Raw genomic sequence first — 17,518 nt, forward strand, 5'->3', positions numbered from 1 at the left:
ATCGCGGCACCAGCCGAAACAACGCCTGGCTGCAGCTACGGATCGCCGGGCTGAACCTCCGCAGGCTCCTGAAGCTCGGACTCACCAGCGAACACGGATCCTGGGCCATCGCGTGAGGGCCGCCCCAAGGCCCTGGAAAGACCCGGAGGGCCCCTCGGCACCAGGCCTCCGCCCCAAACCGACAACTGACCACCCAACGGAATCCGAACCGGCCACCCGCACACGCCCGAAGGGCCGGGCAAAGCGCTCACGCGCCCGCCCGACCCCTCTCAAAAGCGATTAGTTCAGCAGTCTCCTAGGCGGCACGGCACAGTACGGCCTTAGGCGGGCCGGCGCACTACATTCCGGTGCAGGGCGCTGCGCAGGGTGACGGCCGCCAGCACCATGGCGGCGGCCGCGCACAGCGTCACGAACCCGCCGACGGCGGCCTGCAGCCCCACCATCCCCGCCGCGAGGCCCAGCCCGATGACCGGCAGGGCGCTGCCGAGGTACGTGATGACGTAGACGGTGCTGATGATCTGGGCGTGCCTGTCGGCCTCGACCTTTCCGGCGACCTCATTGAAAACGGTCCGGAAGGCCACGCCCTGCCCCACGCCGGCGCTAATGCTGGCCAGGATGAGCAGCCACGGGCTGCTCCAGGCGGCGGCCGCGGCGATCAGCAGCACCGAGACGCCCAGCACGGCCAGGCCCGCCGGCACGGCAAACCGCCCGCGGATCGCCAGCAGCTGGCTCAGGGCCGAAGACCCCAGCGTCAGGCCGGCCAGCACGCCGATCAACGGCCGTGAGTCGGCATGGACAATCTGGGCGAAGTAGCCGGGGGCTAGCGAGAGGCAGAAGCCGAACACGGTGAAGCTGAGGAAGCCCACGGACGAGGCCAGCCAGAACGCGCCGCGCGCCTCGCTTGAGACGGAGGGCCGCCGCGGGGCCAGGACGCGCAGCGGCTGCGGCCCGGCGTGCAGGCTGATGGCGGGGCGGGCCTTGAGCAGGTAGAGCGGCACGAGCATGCCGGCGAGGACCAGGGAGTGCAGGTAGTACGGCGTCGACGTCGGACCGGGCAGCAGGGAGAGCAGTCCGCCGATCGCGGGGCCGGCGGCAACGCCTCCGGCCGAGGCCAGGAGGGTGAACCGCGAGGCCCACTCCGGCCGGCTCGGCAGGAGTTCGCGCAGGGCGGCGGAACTGGCACCGGTGGCAAGCGCGACCGCGATGCCCTGCAGCGCGCGCCCGGCCGTGAGCGCCGCGAGGCTGTCGGCGGTGGCAAAGACGAAGCCGCCGGCCAGGCCCACCAGGACCGCCAGCACCAGGGCGGCGCGCCGGCCGATGTGGTCGGACCAGTGTCCGGCCAGGATCAGGGTCGCCACGAGCGCGAGCACGTAGGCCGCGAATGCCACCGTCACGTCCAGCGCGGTGATCCCGAGCTTCGCCTGCAGCAGGGGGTACAAGGGCGTCGCAAGGTTTGCGCCGACGAGCAGGGTGAAGATCACGACGCCGGCCATCACGAGCCGTGCGGTGGTGGACGCGTCCCAGCCCCAGCGGTCAGCCGTGGTTGGGCGCATGCGAAGTTCGCTGAAGACAGTCATGTCCGTGCCCCTGCATGAAATCGGGCCGCATGTGTTCCCTGTGGGGAACACCGACGGCCCGGTCGACGATTGATACCTAAAGACTGCGGCATCGGTGGACGTGATGGATAAGTTTTGTGCCAAAATTGATCAAAACAGTCATTCTCGGACTGTTGAAGTGAACCGGAGTGATGATTTGAACAGTCTGGACCCCACCGACCTGAAGATCCTGCTCGAACTGATCCGGGATCCGCGGATCCAGATCGGCGAGCTCAGCGACGCCCTGGGCATCGCGCGGAACACCGCCCAGTCGCGCGTGCGGCGCATGCTGCGCTCGGGCATACTGCACGACGGCGGCCGGGAGATCGACCTCGAAGCGGTGGGCTACGACGTCGTCGCGTTCGTGACGATCGAGGTCACGCACCGGGAACTCGACGGCGTGGTCGGGGCCCTGCGGCTGATCCCCCAGGTCCTGGAGGTCCACGAGATCTCCGGGCGCGGCGACGTCTGGTGCCGTGTCGTGGCGACCGACACCCATAACCTCCAGGCCGCCCTCCGGTCGATCCTGCGGATCAAGGGGGTCATCCGCACCGAAACCGTCCTGGCGCTGCACACCCACATCCCGTACCGCACGGAGCCGCTCATCAGCCGGCTGGTCCAGGGCAGCGCGCTGGCTCCCGGCCGGTCGGCCCCGCGCCGGGCCGGTTCCGCCGACGTCCAGGTGAACACTGGATAATGTCCCGGTGACTATCATCGACAACGCCGTCTACGTGGATGGCATCCGCCGGGCCGAGCCGCGGAACCTCGAGCAGACCTTCGAGACCCTGACCGAGAACGGGGGCATGGCGTGGATCGGCCTCTACCGGCCCACTCCGGATGAGATGGCGGCGGTCGCGGCGGAGTTCGGCCTGCACCGGCTCGCGGTGGAGGACGCCATTTCCGCGCATCAGCGGCCCAAGCTGGAACGCTACGACGACAACCTGTTCACGGTGCTGCGTCCTGCCCGGTACCTGGATGAGACCGAGACGGTGGAGTTCGGCGAGCTCCACGTCTTCACGGGGCGGAACTTCGTGGTGACCGTCCGGCACGCCGAGACGGCAGTGGTGGGGCAGGTCCGGCGCCGCCTGGAGCGCCGCCCCGACCTGCTGTGCCACGGCCCCGAATCAGTCCTGTACGCGCTCATGGACCAGGTGGTCGATGACTACGGGCCTGTGGTCGCCGGGCTCGAAAACGATATCGACGAGATCGAGGACCAGCTCTTCAGCGGCGACCCGCTCGTGTCCCGCCGCATCTACGAACTGGCCCGGGAAGTGATCCACTTCCAGCGCGCCATCCATCCGCTGCCGGCCATGATGCAGCAGCTGCGGCGCGGCTTCGAGAAGTACCGGGTGGACACTGAACTGCAGCACAGCCTCCGCGACGTCGAGGACCACGTGGAGCGGCTCATTTCCCGTGCCGATTCCTTCCGGGACCTGCTGCAGAACGCCCTCACCCTGGACGGGACCCTGACCGCCAACCGCCAGAACGAGGCCAGCGCGGAACAGAACGAGCAGGTCAAGAAGATCTCGTCGTGGGCGGCCATCTTCTTCGCACCGACCTTCGTGGCGGGCCTCTACGGCATGAACTTCGACCACATGCCGGAGCTGCACTGGGCCTTCGGGTATCCGATGGCCCTGGGCCTCATGGCCGTAACGGCGGCGCTGATGTACGCGATCTTCAAGAAGAAGAACTGGCTCTAGCCCGAACCCCTGCCGTGTAGTCTGGCGTCATGAGCGCACGGCGGGACCGGTTCCGGTTCATCGTGGAGACCCTGACCAGGCACGGGTTGGGCTTCGCCGTGGACTCCCTGGGACTGGACCGGATTGTCTCCGCCGGCGGCTCCCCAGGCCGCCCGGGTCCGCCCCGCGGAGTGAGCGTCCCGGTCCGCGTCCGGCTCGCCCTGGAGGATCTCGGCGCCGTCTACATCAAGTTCGGGCAGATCGTGTCCACGCGCACCGACGTCCTTCCGCCGGAGTACGCGGCGGAGCTCGCCAGGCTGCAGGACGCTTCCCCGCCGGTCCCCGCGGCCGGCATCCGTGCGGTCATCAGCGAGGAGCTCGGTCCCGCCGCCGCCGGGCTGCTGGCTGCCCTGGACGACGTCCCGCTCGCCACCGGCTCCATCGGCCAGGTCCACACCGCCATACTGGAGCCCGACGCCGGCCGGCCGGCCGACGTCGTCGTCAAAGTCCGCCGCCCCGGCGTCGTGGCTCAGGTCAACGAGGACCTGGAGATCATGGCCGAACTCGCCAAGCGTGCCGAACAGGCCTCCGCGGCCGTGGCGGGCTACCGTCCGGCCGCCCTGGTGGACGAATTTGCGCAGACCATGCGCGCGGAACTGGACTATGTGCAGGAGGCCGGCAACGCCGAGCGGTTCGCCGCGAACTTCGCCGGCGACAGCCGTGTCCACATCCCCCGGGTCTATTGGAACGCCACCACATCCCGGGTCCTCACGATGGAACGCATCCGGGGAATCAAAATCAACGATGCCGCCGCCCTCCGGGAGGCCGGCATCGACACCGGCGCCCTCGCCGTCGAGGCCTGCAACGTCCTGCTGAAGATGGTCTTCGAAGACGGCTTCTTCCACGCCGACCCCCACCCCGGGAACTTCTTTGTAGAGGCTGACGGCCGTCTGGGCATCATCGACTTCGGCATGGTCGGGACCATCAGCGACACCCTCCGCGGCGGCCTGGTCCGCGTGCTGCTGGCCGTGGCCGACCGCGACGCCAGGCGGCTTGCCGCTGCCGTGAACCAGCTGTGCGACCCGGGTGCGGTCGGAGCTCCCGCGGGCCTGGAGGCGGGGCTGGGCCGGCTCATGGAGCGCTACCAGGACCGGCCGCTGGCGGAGGTCCCGGTCGTCCCGGTCATCGCCGAACTGGCAGCCCTCCTGCGCGGCCACCGGCTCCGCCTCCCGCGCGAAACCGCGCTCATGGTGAAGATGCTCGTGATGGCCGACGGGCTGGGCAAACAGCTGGATCCCGGGTTCGAGCTGGCCTCGCAACTGGCACCGTTCACCCGCAGTGTCATCCTCGCCTCCCTCTCCCCCGCTGCCCTGGCCGAGCGCTTCAAGACGCTTGGCTGGGAGGCACTGAGGCTCGGGACAGAGGCGCCGGAGATGATCCGGCGCGTGGTGGACGTGCTGGAGCGCGGCGGATTCGACGTCCACTTCCGGGCGGAGGAACTGGACCGGCTCATGGACAGGGCTGAGAAATCCGGAAACAGGATAGTCGCTGGCCTGATCACGGCGGCCCTGATCAACGCGGTAGGGGAACTCGTGGCCATGCAGCCGGACCGCTGGCGGAACTGGCCCCAGGCCCTGTTCGCCGCAGGGATCGGCGGGGTCGGCGCGCTGGGAACCTATCTGGCCCTGACGGCGCGGCACCGCCGGTAAGAGTGACGGCCGGCCTAACCCGACAAGCGCCGGTTCCTGGCCAGAATCACGAGCCGCCGGAACGCCAGGACAAAAACCACCTCGATGAGCACCATGAGCCCAAGCAGCAGCCATTTCCCGCTGCCGATGAATACGATCGCTCCGGTGAGGACCAGGATGCTGCCGAGGGCAAGCGAATAGACGGCGAATCCGAAGGCCACCCGGGCGCTGCGGACACCGGTCCGGAAACCGAAGCCTTGCGGCTCACCGCCGGGATAGCCGGCAACGCGGTCCGGGCCGGCGGCCTTGAGGCTGTCGAACTCCTCCCACGGGTCGCGGTCCTGCTCCTGGTCGGTCATGCATCCATTATCCCGCGGATCGGGGTCCCGCACCGCTTCGACCGGCCCGGACACTGCATTTCAAACCGCCGGATCTTCGGGAGGTAACAACAGCCGGGCCCGGCCCCAGAGGTCCGGACCCGGCTGCCTGGCGCAAGCTGTTGTGTCCGGTTTAGTCGTCGCGACCGTGTTTCCCGGAGTCACCGTGGCCGTTGGACGCACCGCCGTGCTCGCCGCTGTCCTCGTGGTCACCACGGTCGCCGCGGTGCTCGGCGGCGTTGGCCTGGCCTGCCGCACGGTGCTCCTCGGCATTCTGGTGCGCCCACGCGCTGTTGCCGTTCGAGTGGCCGTCGCCGTGCGCTTCGGGGGCGTGCGTTTCGGGGGCGTCGCCGGCGTCATCGTTGGAGGGTGCCGCGGGGGCGGAGGGGGCCTCCGGAGCAGGGGCGGATGTTGCCGGTGCGGCGGGTCCGTCCTCGGTGCCCTCGTCGTCGCCCTGTTCGGTGCCCTCGTCGTCGCCCTGGGCGTCGGCCTCGTCCTGGCCCTGGTCGTCGGCCTCCGGCGTCTGGGAGCCGGCCGGGTCGGTCGGCTCGGCCGACTCCTGGTCGTCCGCCTCCGGCGTCTCGGACCCGGCGGGGTCGGTTGCCTCGGCCGGGTCAGCGGTCGCGGTATCGGTCGGCTCCGGCGTCTCCGAGCCTGCCGGGTCGGTTGCGTCGGCCGGGTCGGCAGTCGCCGTGCCGGTCGGTTCAGGCGACGGGGAGTCGGTGGGAGTGTCGGTCGACGTCGTGGTCGATACGGGGTCGGTCGGGAAGTCGGCGGTTGCGGTGGCGGCCGCCGCGCCTGCCCCGCCGGTGACCACGACGGATGCAACTACTACTGCTTTGCCGGTGGTGCCCAGTGCACCGAGCCAGCCAAAGATTCCTGCCACAGGAGATTCCTTTCACAACGGATGGTGAGACCGCCGCCGCCCCCATCAGCAGCCAGCGCCACATTACCCGTCCGGAACCGCCGATTCCGGGCCCGTCAGCGGCTTCGGCCGCATCCTGCGCCAATGCTGAGCCAACCTTGTGCCGTTGTTCATCTCCGCGTCGTCCGGGGCCGGATTCCCCGTCCCGGTGAGCCGCCCCGGTGAGCGGACTGCTGGATTACGCTCCCTGCTCCCCGAGGCGACGGCGCACGATCTCGCTGACGGCCTTGCCGTCGAAGCGTCCGGCCACCTGGGCGGTGACGGGCTTCATCACGGCCCCCAGCTGGCGCTGGGACAGCTCGACGCCGTCGGCCTTGAGGGATGCGATCGCCTCGTCCACGATTGTCTCGACCTCTGCGGCGGTGAGTGGTTTGGGCAGGTAGGCCTCAATCACCTCAGCCTCGGCGATTTCGGCCGCGGCGCGCCCGGATTCGCCGGCTTCGGTGTAGATGCGGGCGGTGTCACGGCGCTTGGCGGCTTCCTTTTGCAGGAGCGCGGTCACTTGCGCGTCGTCCAGTTCGATCGGCGTCTTGCCTGATTTTTCCCGGGTTTCGATCTCGCCCAGCACGTTGCGCACCGTGGTGAGGGCCACCTTGTTGCGGTCCTTCATGTGGCTCACGACGTCGGCGTGCAGGCGTTCTTTGAGGGTGGTCATGGTTCTCCTTGCGTCACTGACAAGGCTAGCGTCGTGAGCCTACCTGCAGAACCCGTTGGCACTGATCGCCGTCAGGATCCGCTGGGCGTCTCCGTCCGTGAGCTGCGATCCCCCGACGGCGGTGAATCGGGCCTTCGCGGCGGCGATGAGCTGGTCGCCGGTGGCCATCCCCAGGATGCTGCCGCACAGGCTGCGGGCCCTGTCCACGGCCTGGCCGTCGGCCAGTCGCGGGTCGATCCCGGCCAGCGAGGCCAGCAGCGCCTCCTGCTGGGCAGCGTTCGGGCTGGGAAGCGTCACTGCAGGACCGCCCGAGGGGTTCCCGGCCGGGGTGCCGGCATCCGGTGCGGCGGAGCATCCGGCCGCCAGGACGAGGGTCAGCAGGGCCAGCGTGGTGGAAGAGGTGTTCTTCATGCTGGGCCGCCTTGTCTGCACTCGAATATGCGCTGTAATGATGCGCTGGATTCGGCGCTGGCGTCGCTGCCGGGGACCGGACCGTCCCGTCCGGCCGTCAACGGCCGGTTCACGTGTTGTGGAACTACCCGGTGATGACGGAGTAATGGTGGAGCTAAGGAGATTCGAACTCCTGACCTCTTCGATGCGAACGAAGCGCTCTACCAACTGAGCTATAGCCCCGAAGCAACGCCGGTCCTGGAGGAACGGCGTTGCCGGTTTCCCTAGGCTACAAACTATCGGCGCGGTTTTCCAGCCAGCCCCGGAATGTCTCGTTGCCGTGTCGCGCTTCCGGCGCCAGATTGAGCCCCGACCGCAAGTAGCGGCCCATGGCTCCGGGCAGCGGAACCCGCACGAGGAGCCCCTTCGCGCCGGTCGCCCGCTGCCATTGACCGGCGAAACCTGCCATGTCCCCGGATTCCGGACCGCCGACGGTCAGCACCCGGTGGTGCGGGCCCGCCACGGGTCCCGGTCCCGGGTCCAGCGCAGTTTCCAAGAGCACGGCAGCCACGTCGGCCGGGGAGACGGGCTGGAAGCGGGCGCCCCTGATCACCGGGATGAGCCGCACTTTCGCGCCGGCGCCGAAGAACATGGCCAGCAGCGAGTGGAACTGGGTGGCCCGGACCACCACCGTGTCGAGTCCGGACTGCCCGTAGACGTGTTCCTTGGCAGCCTTCGAGCGATAGAACGCGGCGTCGCTGCGATCACAAATCACGATGGACAGCATCACAGCCCTGGGCGTGCCCGCTTCCCGGGCGGCGGCCAGGAGCCGGGCGCCGCCGTCTGCGAAGTTCTTCAGTGCTTTACCGGAGCGTCCCTCCAAACAGTCGATCACGACGTCGGCCCCGGCCATAGCGTCGCCGAGGCCGTTGCCCGTCGTCACGTCCGCGCGGAAGTACTCTGCCCCTCCGATCCTGCCCGGAGTGCCTGCCGCGGGCGGGTTGCGGCTCACGACAGCCACGCTGTGCCCGGCCTCGACAGCCTGCCGGACCACTTCACGGCCCACCTGGCCGGTACCGCCGGCAACGCAGATCCTGGTCATGACTCGAGGCCGGATCAGGCGCGCCGGCGCTGCAGGACGTCGTCGAGGTTGCTCAAAGCGCTCTGGGCCTTGCTGAGCTGCTTCGTCTCTGCGTCATCGGCCGCCCGACGTTCGGACGCGGCCGGCCGTGCCGAGGCCTGCTTGAGGGACGGCTTGCCGACAGCTTTGGGCGCCTGCGGCAGGTCAAGCGGCTTGGGGGCCGCACGTTCGGCCTTTGGCGCCTCGACGTAGGTGGGCTTGGGCACGTCGACGGGCTCCCAGCTGGAACCCTCCGCGGCTGCGGCGGGAGCGGGCACTGCCGAGGCATCGCCCGACGCCGCAGCTTCGGCCAGCGCGGCCTGGCGGAGGTCCAGGGCCGTCAGAGGCCGGGGCGCCGGTTCCGGCGTCCCGCGGCCGGCCTCGGCGTCGAAGGGCGGGTTTTCCGGCCTGGCGGCGTCTTGGCGGGCAGGAAGGGACGAAGCGCTGTCCGGCGCCGACGTCCGGGCCGGCCTGGGCGCCGGGCTGGCCATGGCGGCACGGAACGCGGCGTTCATTTTGCGCCGGCGGTCACGGACTGCGAGGCGGCGGAGCAGCGTCACGGAAACGGCCGCACCGAGCAAGGCGGTGAGGGGCAGCCAGCCGGAGCCGAGGCCGAACAAACGAAGGAGCGCGGACACCACACCGGTGAGCAGCGATACGAGCCCGGCCACGGCAAGGATCAGCCGGCCCCACCGGATCCTGAACGCCGGGGAGTCGGTAGCGGCAACGGGCTGCACGCCGGACGCGGCGGACCCGCCTGCAGACTCAGCGCGCCTGATGCTGTCCATGGGTTTCTCCTGCTGGGCCGCCATTTTCAAAACCTTCCCCGCTTGTGGGTCTGCTGGTTCAAGGTCTGCGGCGTCCGCCACGAAGTCGACGGCAGGGTGCAGCTGGTGCCGCCCGTTCCGGAGAATGTAGGGCGCCACCCACACGATCCAGAGCGCAACAGCAATGACAAGGATCACAGAGCTGCTAAGAGGGAAGTCCACACTCAAAACCGTATGAGGTATAGGGGGTGCGGCGCCGCATTGTCAGGGGTGTGTCGCGCGCACGGCGGCAAATGGTCGTGACCGGGCGTCTGCGCTGGTCAGACGGCGGTCACGGGGTCAGCCCTGGCGGGTTCGCAGCCACCGCGCGAGGAGCCCCCCGGGTACTTCCTCGGCAGTGAGAGCGAAGGTGCGGTGATCAGCCCATTCCCCGTTGATGTGCAGGTAACGGGGCCGGTATCCCTCGTCCCGGAAGCCGAGTTTTTCCACCACCCGCAGGCTGGGTCCGTTTTCCGGCCGGATGTTGATTTCCATGCGGTGCAGGCCAAGGGTTCCGAAGCAGAAGTCCGTCGCCATGGCCACGGCGGTCGGGGCAATCCCCCGGCCGGCCCGCTCCTTGTCCACCCAGTAGCCGAGGGTTGCCATCATCGCCGACCCCCACACGATAGAAGACACGGTCAGCTGTCCCACGATCACCGGCGCCCGGTGGCCGGGCGTCCATTCGGCGATCACGAACGGCAGCGCCGTGGCCTGCGCGGCCTGGGCCTTCAGCGACCGCACCATCTGCCGGTAGTCCGGCAGCCCGCCGCCGGGGACCGGGTTGGACGCCTCCCAGGGGGCCAGCCACTCACTGTTGCGGGACCGGAGCGCCGTCCACTCCTTGCGGTCCCGGTACCGGATGGGGCGCAGCACAATATCGCCGCTCTCCAAGGTCACCGGCCAGGTGAAACTGCCCCCCACGGGAATTACTTGGCGAGGCTGGGTGCCAGGCTGGACGCGAAGCCGGGCAGCCATTCGCGCAGCCCCGGGCCGAGGTCCTCGCTGTCGCAGGCGAGCTGGACGCAGGCCTTGAGGTAGCTGAGCTTGTCGCCGGTGTCGTAGCGGCGGCCGCGGAAGACGACGCCGTACACGCCGTAGCCTTCACCGGTGCCGGTGGAGAGTTCCTGCAGCGCGTCGGTGAGCTGGATTTCCCCGCCGCGGCCCGGCGCGGTGCGCTCCAGCACATCGAAAACTGCCGGATGCAGGACGTAGCGGCCGATCACGGCCAGGTTGGACGGCGCGTCCGCGACGTCGGGCTTCTCGACGAGGTGCTTGATGCGGACAAATTCCTCGCCGCCGATCGATTCGACATCGGCACAGCCGTAGGCGCTGATCTGGGACGGGTCCACCTCGATCAGGGCGACAACCGACCCGCCGGTCTTGGCCTGGACTTCAATCATGGTGCTCAGGAGCTCATCACGGGCGTCAATGAGGTCATCGCCCAGAAGGACGGCGAACGGCTCGTTGCCGACGTGCTGCCGGGCGCGAAGCACGGCGTGGCCCAGGCCCATGGGGTCGCCCTGGCGGACGTAGTGGATGTCGCCGAGGTTGCTCGCGGCCTGAATGGACTCAAGCTTGGCGGTGTCGCCCTTTTCCTTCAGGGTGGACTCCAGCGTGGGGACACGATCGAAGTGGTCCTCCAACGCCCGCTTGTTGCGGCCGGTGATCATCAGGATGTCGTTCAGACCGACATTCACGGCCTCTTCGACGACATACTGGATGGCCGGCTTGTCAACCACAGGCAGCATTTCCTTGGGCATGGCCTTCGTGGCGGGAAGAAACCTGGTACCAAGGCCCGCGGCGGGGATGACGGCCTTGCGGACGGAAGCATTGGGTGTATTCACTCGACTAATCTAACGGAGGGACCAATCATTGCGTAATTATTCGAATCCCTCCGCGGGCCCTCCGGCGGCGCGGGCGGGTAGCACGAGGCAGGGGACGGGCCGGCATGGCGTCGAAAGAGGATATTCGCTCCAGTCACAGGGCAAGGCGTGCCGCGCTGACGCAGCCAGCCCTCGACGCCGCCGCCACCGGCATTGCCCGGCACGGGCTCGAATGGGCGTCCGGGCTTACCAGCGGCCGCCGGGGCATGTTTGCCGCGTATTTGGGCGTGGGTGCCGAGCCGCCCACTCTGCCGCTGCTGACCGCACTGGCGGACGCCGGACACCGCGTCCTACTGCCGGTCTGCGAAACGGAACTCGAACTGAGCTGGGTGGAATGGACGCCGCAATCCCCGTTCGTCCGCAGCCGGTACGCTCCCATCCAGGAACCCGTAGGCCCGCGCCACGGAACCGCGGTGATGCGGGACGCGACCGCCATTTTCCTGCCCGCCACGGCACTGGACTTCTCGGGTAACCGGATCGGACAGGGCGGCGGCTACTACGACAAATTCCTTGCCGCCCTTGCCGCCCTGCTGCCGGAGCCCGGCGGGGCGGCCCCGGCAGCAACCGCCGGGGCGCTGGCGACTGCCGCCGTCGTCTATGACACGGAGGTTCTGCCCGCGGGCAGCATTCCGGCGGAGTCCTTCGACCGCAAGGTTGACGTGGCACTGACCCCCGGCGGGATCATCCGGCTCCACTAGCGGGCCCGGGCCGGGATGATAGAATTGGCACTCAGGCCCTGCGACTGCTAAAGGATGGACCCCGCCGACAGCCATATCGGCAAGGTTCCCGCCTCGACAGCACGGGACCTGCTCGTTTGTCCCAGAGTGAGGATTTGAAGTGCCCACGTATGCATATGCCTGCAAGGACTGCAGCCACGCCTTCGAGATCGTGCAGTCGTTCAGTGACAGCTCCCTGACTTCCTGCCCCGAGTGCCAGGGCACGCTGCGCAAGAAGTTCAACAGCGTCGGCGTGGTGTTCAAGGGCTCCGGCTTCTACCGGACCGATTCGCGCGACACCAAGGGCAGCACCGTTGCTCCGGCTCCTGCCGCCCCCGCGGCAGCGCCCGCAGCCGCAGCCGCTCCTGCCGCGGCCGCCGCCAGCTAAGCCGGTTCCGCACGCCGGTTGTCCACATAGCCGGTCCCGCAGCTGCCGCCGGGCCCGGCCGCTCCGTAGCGTGAGGCTATGGCAAGTTTCCCCGGCTCAATTGCCGGCGCACTCCCCGGTTCAGGGAGCCCGCCCCGGCCACGCCCGCCGCACAGCCGCCCCCTCAGTCGGCGCCCGCGCCGCGGAAACCGGCGGCACCGGCTGCGCGCGTGGCTGGACCGGAACCGGCGGCTCATCGCGGCCCTCCTCCTGTGCGTCGCCGCCGGCGTCACGGTGCAGCAGCTAACCCCCGCGCCCGCGCAGACTGTTGCCGCCTTCGCGGCCGCGGCGGATCTTCCTGCCGGAAAAACCGTTGAACCCGGCGATGTCAGCCGCATCAGTGTCCCGCCCGGGCTGGTTCCCTCAGGCAGCCCGGCCGGCGAGGCTGCGTTCGTGGGAAAACAGCTTGCAGCGCCGCTGCGCGCGGGCCAGCTCCTCACCGATGCACAAATTCTTGGTCCGGGCCTGCTCGCGGGGAGCCCGCCGGGGTCTGCGGCCGTGCCGCTGCGGATGGCTGACCCGGCGTCCATCCAGCTGGTCTCCCCCGGGCAACTCATCAACGTGGTTCTCACCGGCGGCAACGGCTTCGAACAACCCGGCGAAAGCCGCATCCTGGCCGAGTCCGTCCCCGTGCTGTGGACCTCCGGGCACGGCGGCAGCCCCGGCCCGTGGCTGGCCGGAGCGGACACGGACGGGCTGATCGTCGTGGCGGCCGGGCCCGGCCAGGCACGGGACCTGGCGGGCGCATCCACCCAGGGGAAGCTGTACTTCGTGCTCGTGGCGGCGGCACCGGGTTAGCCTTCCAGGCCCCGCGCATAGCCGGAGCCTCAGCCCCAGTGCGGAGGCTTCTGCTCCTGGAGCCACGCGTCGTGGTCGTAGCTGTCCGGGCGGTCGCCCCAGCGCCGGGGGTCATCTTCGGCTGCCTTGTTCGGCAGCACCCCTCCGGGGACCGTGGCAGGCGTCGCCGCGCGGCCCGTTTTGTCGCCGGACGACGCCGGGGCGGGCCGCCCGCCTACCGGTTCGCCTGCCGTTAGCTTGGATGCGTCTTTGGGTGCGCCCTCGTCGGCGCTGGTGTTGTCCTGGATCTCGCCGTCCGCACTCATGCCGCCGGCCTCCTCACTGCCTGTCAAACCTGCTGTACTGCCCGCCCTGTCCGGCCCCGGATGCTCCCGGTGCCCGGCCTTGCGGCCGCCGGTTTCCCGTCTCTCCGGTGCGGGGCCGGTGAACGTGTGCCCGGCGAGCACGTGCTCCGCCGCCGGCACATCATGAATCGCAAGGTTCTCGATGTCGTCGTCGAAGAACCCGTGCGAAGCCAGCGGCCGGTTGGAGATGGCGGGCTTCTCCAACCCGAGGTAGCCGCCGATCCGGTCCGCACAGGCCGAGGGATCGGTGAAGACCTCTATGGTCCATAGTGGCATGTAACGCCAGCCAAGGCGCTCCAGGAGTTGCGGCCGGAGCCTGCTCCGTTCACGGACACTCATCCGCCGGTAGTGGCTGGTGCCGTCGGATTCAATGGCCACCGGGCGCGGAATCTCGGCGTCGTCCCGGCCGATCGTGGTCATCGGGTCCGCGGCAGCGACCATGTTGAGGACGCCGTCGTACTGGTGCCAGACGCGTGCCCCGCGGGCCCGGAGCCGGTCCCCCAGGTCTGCTACGAGCGGATCAGCGCCGAGCGCCTGCTCGCTGGCCGCGGCCCGCGACGCAGGGCTGCCGAGGTCGGAGTTGCCCGCGATCTCACGGTCCAGCAGTTCGTAGAAGTCCACGGCGCCGTGGCTGAGGCGGCTGACGTCGAGGTCCTCGGGGCGGAAGCAGCTCAGCACGTGCAGGGAGCGGCGCGCACGCGTCATCGCCAGGGCGAACTTCGCGCGGCCGCCGTCGGCGGAGAGGGGCCCGAGGCTGTGCAGGGTGCGCCCGTGTGGTGTGCGGCCGTAGCCCGGGGAGAAGATGACGTGGTCACGGACCAGGCCCTGGGCCCGTTCCAGGTCCACCACGCGGAAGGGCTCATCCCCCGCCGTGAAGAAGCTGCCGAGCATGGGGTAATTGGGCAGCTGCGCCCGGATGGCCTCGCCGATCCGCGCCGCGTGCCGGAGGCTGCCGGTCACCACGGCCAGCGACGTCCGCGGGCGGAGCCGGGCGTGCTCGAAGACGAGCTCCACCGCGCGGTTTACCTCGGCGACAACTGATTCCACGCCGTCCTGGTCAGCGCTGGGCAGCCCGGTGCCGTCGGGCAGGTATTCCACGCTTAGGGCGCGGTCCAGGCCGGTGGCGGACTGTCCCTCCGGGAGCCGGGTGAGTTCCCCGCGATAGAAGCCCTTGCTGAGCTGGCGCACCAGGTCTTCGTCGACGGCGCGGTACACGGTCCTCAGGTTCCACACGGGCAGGACCGCAGCCAGGGCCCGGTAGGCGCTCTCAACGCTCTGGTAGGAGCTCTCCCCGGCGGCGAGCCGTTCAACCCCCACAGTGAAGCTCCGGGGGTTGGCGATCTGCTCATCGCCGAAAGCAATAACCTGACGGGCCCGGGCGATTGCCGGCAGGACGGCCTGCAGCGAGGTCGTCTCGGCGTCGAGGATAACGACGGCGTCGAACGTCTGCTCGATCGGCAGGAGGCCCGTCATGAGGTACGGGCTGACCGACCAGACGGGCACGAGCGTGGGCAGCAGCTCCTGTGCCTGGCCGCTCAGGGCCGCCAGGGTGACCCGGCCGTCCTTCAGCAGGCTCCGGAGCAGCTCGGCCTGGCGCGGGTACTCCCCGATGGCCGCACGCCAGCGCTCGGACAGGCTCCACCGCAGCCGGGCGGCGCCGCTGGCAATATGGGCGTTGTCCGCGAGCCGGTATTCCGCCTCCAGCTGGCGCAGGGCATCGCCGTCGGACATGGCCAGGTAGTCATCGCCGCTGATCATGGCTTCCAGGGCTGACTGCCACCAGGCCAGCTCGAGTTCGGCCGTCACCGAGCCCTCGGGGACCTCACGCTCGGCGAGGTCCGCGAGCAGCTCGCCCAGGCCGTGCTCGCGCATGCTCTCCAACAGCAGCGTGCGCTCCGGCAGGGTTTCGAGGGTCGCGGTGTCCGCGACGAGCTCCTGGACACGGGCCAGGAGCTCGGCGTAGGGTGCGCGGTCCAGGTCGCCGCCCGCGGCGGTGTGCTTGACCGCCTGGCCCAGTTCGGCGAGTTGTGCCGCGAGCTCCCGGTAGAGCCCGGAAATTTCGGCCAGCCCGGACGGCACCGCCGGGTGCCGCTGCGTCGTGGCATACCCGGACCAGGCGGCGCGCTGATCCTGCACGAGGACCAGGGAGCTGTGCAGGTCCGCGATGTGCACGCCGGGCCGGACGTATTCCTTCGCCACCCTCCGGAGCCGGGACCGCTGCATGGAGGGCATGTCGATGCCCCGCTCCCGGCGCCATGCGGAGGACGCCGTGGCGGAGATCAGGTCATGGACGGGCCGGTCGAAGATGTCGGGGGTGAACTTGTCGAGGCTTTCGCGGACGGCGACCAGGAGTTCGATCTGCTCGCCCCATTCGGCAAAGGTCCCGCCGAGCCGGATTTCGGCGTGTTCGGCCACGCTGTCCATGCGTCCGCGCAGCAGCGGCAGGTTCTCCGCCACGGACCGGGCAACGGCCTGTGCTTCCTGCGTTTCCTTGCGGGTCAGCAGGCGCGCTCCGTGCCAGGGGCTGGAGGTCGACGCGCGGCTGAAGCCGCCGAGCTCCGCGGCACGGCGGAGCCGGCCGGCAAGTTCCTCGCGGTCCCGGATGTTGTCCAGCACGCTGCGCTTGAGCCGGACTGTCGTGGCCGGCGCCGGCTGGATTGAGGTCAGTTCGGCCAGCGACTGCATGGCCTCGTACGGGGAGCATCCCCAGCGGTCCCGGACGTTGTGCAGGGAGGCCACGTGGTCCATCAGGGCGTGCCGGTGTCCGGTCAGGGTGGCGTGCAGGTTGCTCAGCTGCGGCTGGAGGGATTTCTCGTTGCGGACGATCGCCCGGATCAGCTGGCCCTTGAGTTGCAGCGGGCTGGCGTTACCGGTGAGCTGCAGCAGCACCGAATCGAGGCCCAGGCTGTCCAGCTGCGAGGAGATCTCGGCGAGGCTGGCCCGCCTGTCCCCGACAACCAGGACGGTCTTGCCCTCATCGACGAGGGCGCCGATGGTGTTGATCGCGGTCTGGGTCTGGCCGGTGCCCGGCGGGCTGCTGACCACCAGCGAGTCGCCGGCCCGGACGGCGTCGACGACGTACTGCTGGTCCGTGTCGGCGTCAAGCAGCAGGAGCTCCCGGGCCGGGTCCCGCTCATCGGTGCTCGGGAAGCGGCCCGGCTCCAGCCGGGGAACGTCGACCCGTTCGCCGGCACCGGCCCGGGCCAGCGCCGTGACGACGGCGTTGTTCTGGTTGATCCACGGATCATCCAGGTTGCCCGACAGGTCCGCGAACGTGGACACGAGGAGGTTGTGTTCGACCTCCGCGCCGTGAATCGGCTGAACCAGGGTGCCCAGCCGGTCCAGGACGGGCTGGGGGTCATAGCGGGCCGTGCTGTAGGCCATCCGCGTCACCGCATTGACGTCGAACACGATCCCGTGGACGGTCTTGAGGTGGCGGACCAGGGCAGGGTTGATCTGCGCCTGCTCGGTGAGCTGCAGTTCATAGTCGTCCTCGCCGGGGCGCACCGTGAGGGAGATGGCCGTGAGCATGACCGGAGCCGAGATACGTTGCGGTTTGCCTCCGACGGCGGAGGTCCAGACCACCGTGCCGGCGGAGAAGTATCCCGCGTCGATGCCGCGGTCGTTGGCAAGTTCGAAGATCTTGGAGCGCAGGTTGCGGGAGGCCCTGGCCGCAATGACGTACTGCTGGCGGTCCCGGATCAGGGTCGAGAGCCGGGTGCGCCGGCCGGCCATCAGCTGGGCGAGCCCGGACGGATGGGCATGGGTCAGGTCAATGGAACCTTCGGGGGTCTTGGTGAAGCGCAGCATCGTATCTGCTCCGGTGACGGGCTTGAGACCCGACAGCCATTTCGTGAACTCCTCGGAGCCCTCGGGGTGGCCCTGACCAACTGACACTGCTGCCTTCTTTTCTGTGCTCGACTTCTCTGCGCTCCCGGTTGCCTGGCTCGCGGCTGCCTGGCTCGCGCGGGAGGCCTTGGACCATACCGGCATGCCTTCGAGGGTAGCCCGAATCACCCGCCGGTGCGGGGCCGCAACACTGGGCGGCGCGAAATTCCACCGGAATTGTCGCCGAACGTTGTGCGGAACAAAAGGAAATGGCCGGCCTCGAAAGG

At 69.4% G+C, this 17,518-nt stretch carries 16 protein-coding genes and 1 tRNA gene; 6 read left to right on the forward strand and 11 right to left on the reverse strand.

Features of this window, described 5'->3' with window-relative positions; translation table 11 throughout:
- Positions 1 to 320: 320 nt before the first annotated feature.
- Complete coding sequence (locus CFN17_RS00005) at positions 321 to 1,577, reverse strand: MFS transporter (protein WP_208749355.1); 1,257 nt, start codon at positions 1,575 to 1,577, stop codon at positions 321 to 323.
- Between the two features lie 175 nt (positions 1,578 to 1,752).
- Between CFN17_RS00005 and CFN17_RS00010 the strand changes: the two genes are divergently transcribed.
- Genes CFN17_RS00010 through CFN17_RS00020 form a run of 3 tightly spaced genes read left to right on the forward strand, consistent with a single transcriptional unit; the run spans position 1,753 to position 4,983 of the window.
- Entirely contained in the window at positions 1,753 to 2,292 is a 540-nt protein-coding gene (locus CFN17_RS00010; protein ID WP_208749356.1) for an Lrp/AsnC family transcriptional regulator, read from the forward strand.
- Positions 2,293 to 2,299: 7 nt separating this feature from the next.
- Complete coding sequence (corA, locus tag CFN17_RS00015) at positions 2,300 to 3,295, forward strand: magnesium/cobalt transporter CorA (protein ID WP_208749357.1); 996 nt, start codon at positions 2,300 to 2,302, stop codon at positions 3,293 to 3,295.
- A 29-nt stretch (positions 3,296 to 3,324) separates the two neighbouring features.
- Positions 3,325 to 4,983, forward strand: coding sequence for an AarF/ABC1/UbiB kinase family protein (locus CFN17_RS00020; protein ID WP_208749358.1), 1,659 nt, complete (start codon positions 3,325 to 3,327; stop codon positions 4,981 to 4,983).
- Positions 4,984 to 4,997: 14 nt separating this feature from the next.
- Here CFN17_RS00020 and CFN17_RS00025 read toward each other — a convergent pair whose 3' ends face one another.
- From CFN17_RS00025 to galU, 9 genes are all read right to left on the reverse strand, one after another.
- A complete protein-coding gene (locus tag CFN17_RS00025) occupies positions 4,998 to 5,321 on the reverse strand; it encodes a hypothetical protein (RefSeq protein WP_208749359.1) in 324 nt (107 codons plus the stop codon).
- A 151-nt stretch (positions 5,322 to 5,472) separates the two neighbouring features.
- Entirely contained in the window at positions 5,473 to 6,225 is a 753-nt protein-coding gene (locus CFN17_RS00030) for a hypothetical protein (RefSeq protein WP_208749360.1), read from the reverse strand.
- Between the two features lie 217 nt (positions 6,226 to 6,442).
- Positions 6,443 to 6,919: a GatB/YqeY domain-containing protein gene (locus tag CFN17_RS00035; RefSeq protein ID WP_208749361.1), complete on the reverse strand. Its 477-nt coding sequence runs from the start codon at positions 6,917 to 6,919 to the stop codon at positions 6,443 to 6,445.
- Between the two features lie 39 nt (positions 6,920 to 6,958).
- A complete protein-coding gene (locus tag CFN17_RS00040; protein ID WP_208749362.1) occupies positions 6,959 to 7,330 on the reverse strand; it encodes a hypothetical protein in 372 nt (123 codons plus the stop codon).
- 146 nt (positions 7,331 to 7,476) lie between these two features.
- Positions 7,477 to 7,552 (reverse strand) — tRNA-Ala (locus CFN17_RS00045).
- A 46-nt stretch (positions 7,553 to 7,598) separates the two neighbouring features.
- Positions 7,599 to 8,411, reverse strand: a complete 813-nt coding sequence (locus tag CFN17_RS00050; protein ID WP_208749363.1) for an SDR family oxidoreductase — start codon at positions 8,409 to 8,411, stop codon at positions 7,599 to 7,601.
- A gap of 14 nt (positions 8,412 to 8,425) precedes the next feature.
- Positions 8,426 to 9,217 (reverse strand): hypothetical protein, encoded by a 792-nt coding sequence (locus CFN17_RS00055; RefSeq protein ID WP_315968641.1) that lies wholly within the window; start codon positions 9,215 to 9,217, stop codon positions 8,426 to 8,428.
- A gap of 318 nt (positions 9,218 to 9,535) precedes the next feature.
- Positions 9,536 to 10,156, reverse strand: a complete 621-nt coding sequence (locus CFN17_RS00060; protein WP_208749364.1) for a GNAT family N-acetyltransferase — start codon at positions 10,154 to 10,156, stop codon at positions 9,536 to 9,538.
- Between the two features lie 5 nt (positions 10,157 to 10,161).
- The gene (gene galU, locus CFN17_RS00065) at positions 10,162 to 11,079 is read right to left on the reverse strand and encodes a UTP--glucose-1-phosphate uridylyltransferase GalU (RefSeq protein ID WP_208749365.1); all 918 of its coding nucleotides are present in this window, start codon (positions 11,077 to 11,079) and stop codon (positions 10,162 to 10,164) included.
- 104 nt (positions 11,080 to 11,183) lie between these two features.
- On the opposite strand from galU, the gene CFN17_RS00070 reads away from it, so the two are divergent.
- The 3 genes from CFN17_RS00070 to CFN17_RS00080 all read left to right on the forward strand — a co-directional run bounded on the left by CFN17_RS00070 (position 11,184) and on the right by CFN17_RS00080 (position 13,059).
- Positions 11,184 to 11,816 carry a 5-formyltetrahydrofolate cyclo-ligase gene (locus tag CFN17_RS00070; RefSeq protein ID WP_208749366.1) on the forward strand — a complete coding sequence of 211 codons (633 nt, stop codon included), beginning with the start codon at positions 11,184 to 11,186 and terminating at the stop codon, positions 11,814 to 11,816.
- A gap of 139 nt (positions 11,817 to 11,955) precedes the next feature.
- Positions 11,956 to 12,222 carry an FmdB family zinc ribbon protein gene (locus tag CFN17_RS00075; RefSeq protein ID WP_208749367.1) on the forward strand — a complete coding sequence of 89 codons (267 nt, stop codon included), beginning with the start codon at positions 11,956 to 11,958 and terminating at the stop codon, positions 12,220 to 12,222.
- Positions 12,223 to 12,300: 78 nt separating this feature from the next.
- Positions 12,301 to 13,059, forward strand: a complete 759-nt coding sequence (locus CFN17_RS00080; RefSeq protein WP_208749368.1) for an SAF domain-containing protein — start codon at positions 12,301 to 12,303, stop codon at positions 13,057 to 13,059.
- 29 nt (positions 13,060 to 13,088) lie between these two features.
- Here the strand turns inward: CFN17_RS00080 and CFN17_RS00085 are convergent, their stop codons facing one another.
- Positions 13,089 to 17,300 carry an AAA family ATPase gene (locus CFN17_RS00085; protein WP_208749369.1) on the reverse strand — a complete coding sequence of 1,404 codons (4,212 nt, stop codon included), beginning with the start codon at positions 17,298 to 17,300 and terminating at the stop codon, positions 13,089 to 13,091.
- Positions 17,301 to 17,518: the final 218 nt, after the last annotated feature.

This window comes from Arthrobacter sp. PM3 (assembly GCF_003352915.1).
Classification (GTDB): Bacteria; Actinomycetota; Actinomycetes; order Actinomycetales; family Micrococcaceae; genus Arthrobacter.

Bases quoted from the DNA above. Each gene is read 5' to 3' on its own strand.
- CFN17_RS00025 (WP_208749359.1), bottom strand. From the start codon at position 5,321: ATGACCGACCAGGAGCAGGACCGCGACCCGTGGGAGGAGTTCGACAGC.
- CFN17_RS00080 (WP_208749368.1), top strand. From the start codon at position 12,301: ATGGCAAGTTTCCCCGGCTCAATTGCCGGCGCACTCCCCGGTTCAGGG.
- CFN17_RS00005 (WP_208749355.1), bottom strand. From the start codon at position 1,577: ATGACTGTCTTCAGCGAACTTCGCATGCGCCCAACCACGGCTGACCGC.
- CFN17_RS00040 (WP_208749362.1), bottom strand. From the start codon at position 7,330: ATGAAGAACACCTCTTCCACCACGCTGGCCCTGCTGACCCTCGTCCTG.
- CFN17_RS00050 (WP_208749363.1), bottom strand. From the start codon at position 8,411: ATGACCAGGATCTGCGTTGCCGGCGGTACCGGCCAGGTGGGCCGTGAA.
- CFN17_RS00055 (WP_315968641.1), bottom strand. From the start codon at position 9,217: ATGGACAGCATCAGGCGCGCTGAGTCTGCAGGCGGGTCCGCCGCGTCC.
- CFN17_RS00035 (WP_208749361.1), bottom strand. From the start codon at position 6,919: ATGACCACCCTCAAAGAACGCCTGCACGCCGACGTCGTGAGCCACATG.
- CFN17_RS00020 (WP_208749358.1), top strand. From the start codon at position 3,325: ATGAGCGCACGGCGGGACCGGTTCCGGTTCATCGTGGAGACCCTGACC.
- CFN17_RS00070 (WP_208749366.1), top strand. From the start codon at position 11,184: ATGGCGTCGAAAGAGGATATTCGCTCCAGTCACAGGGCAAGGCGTGCC.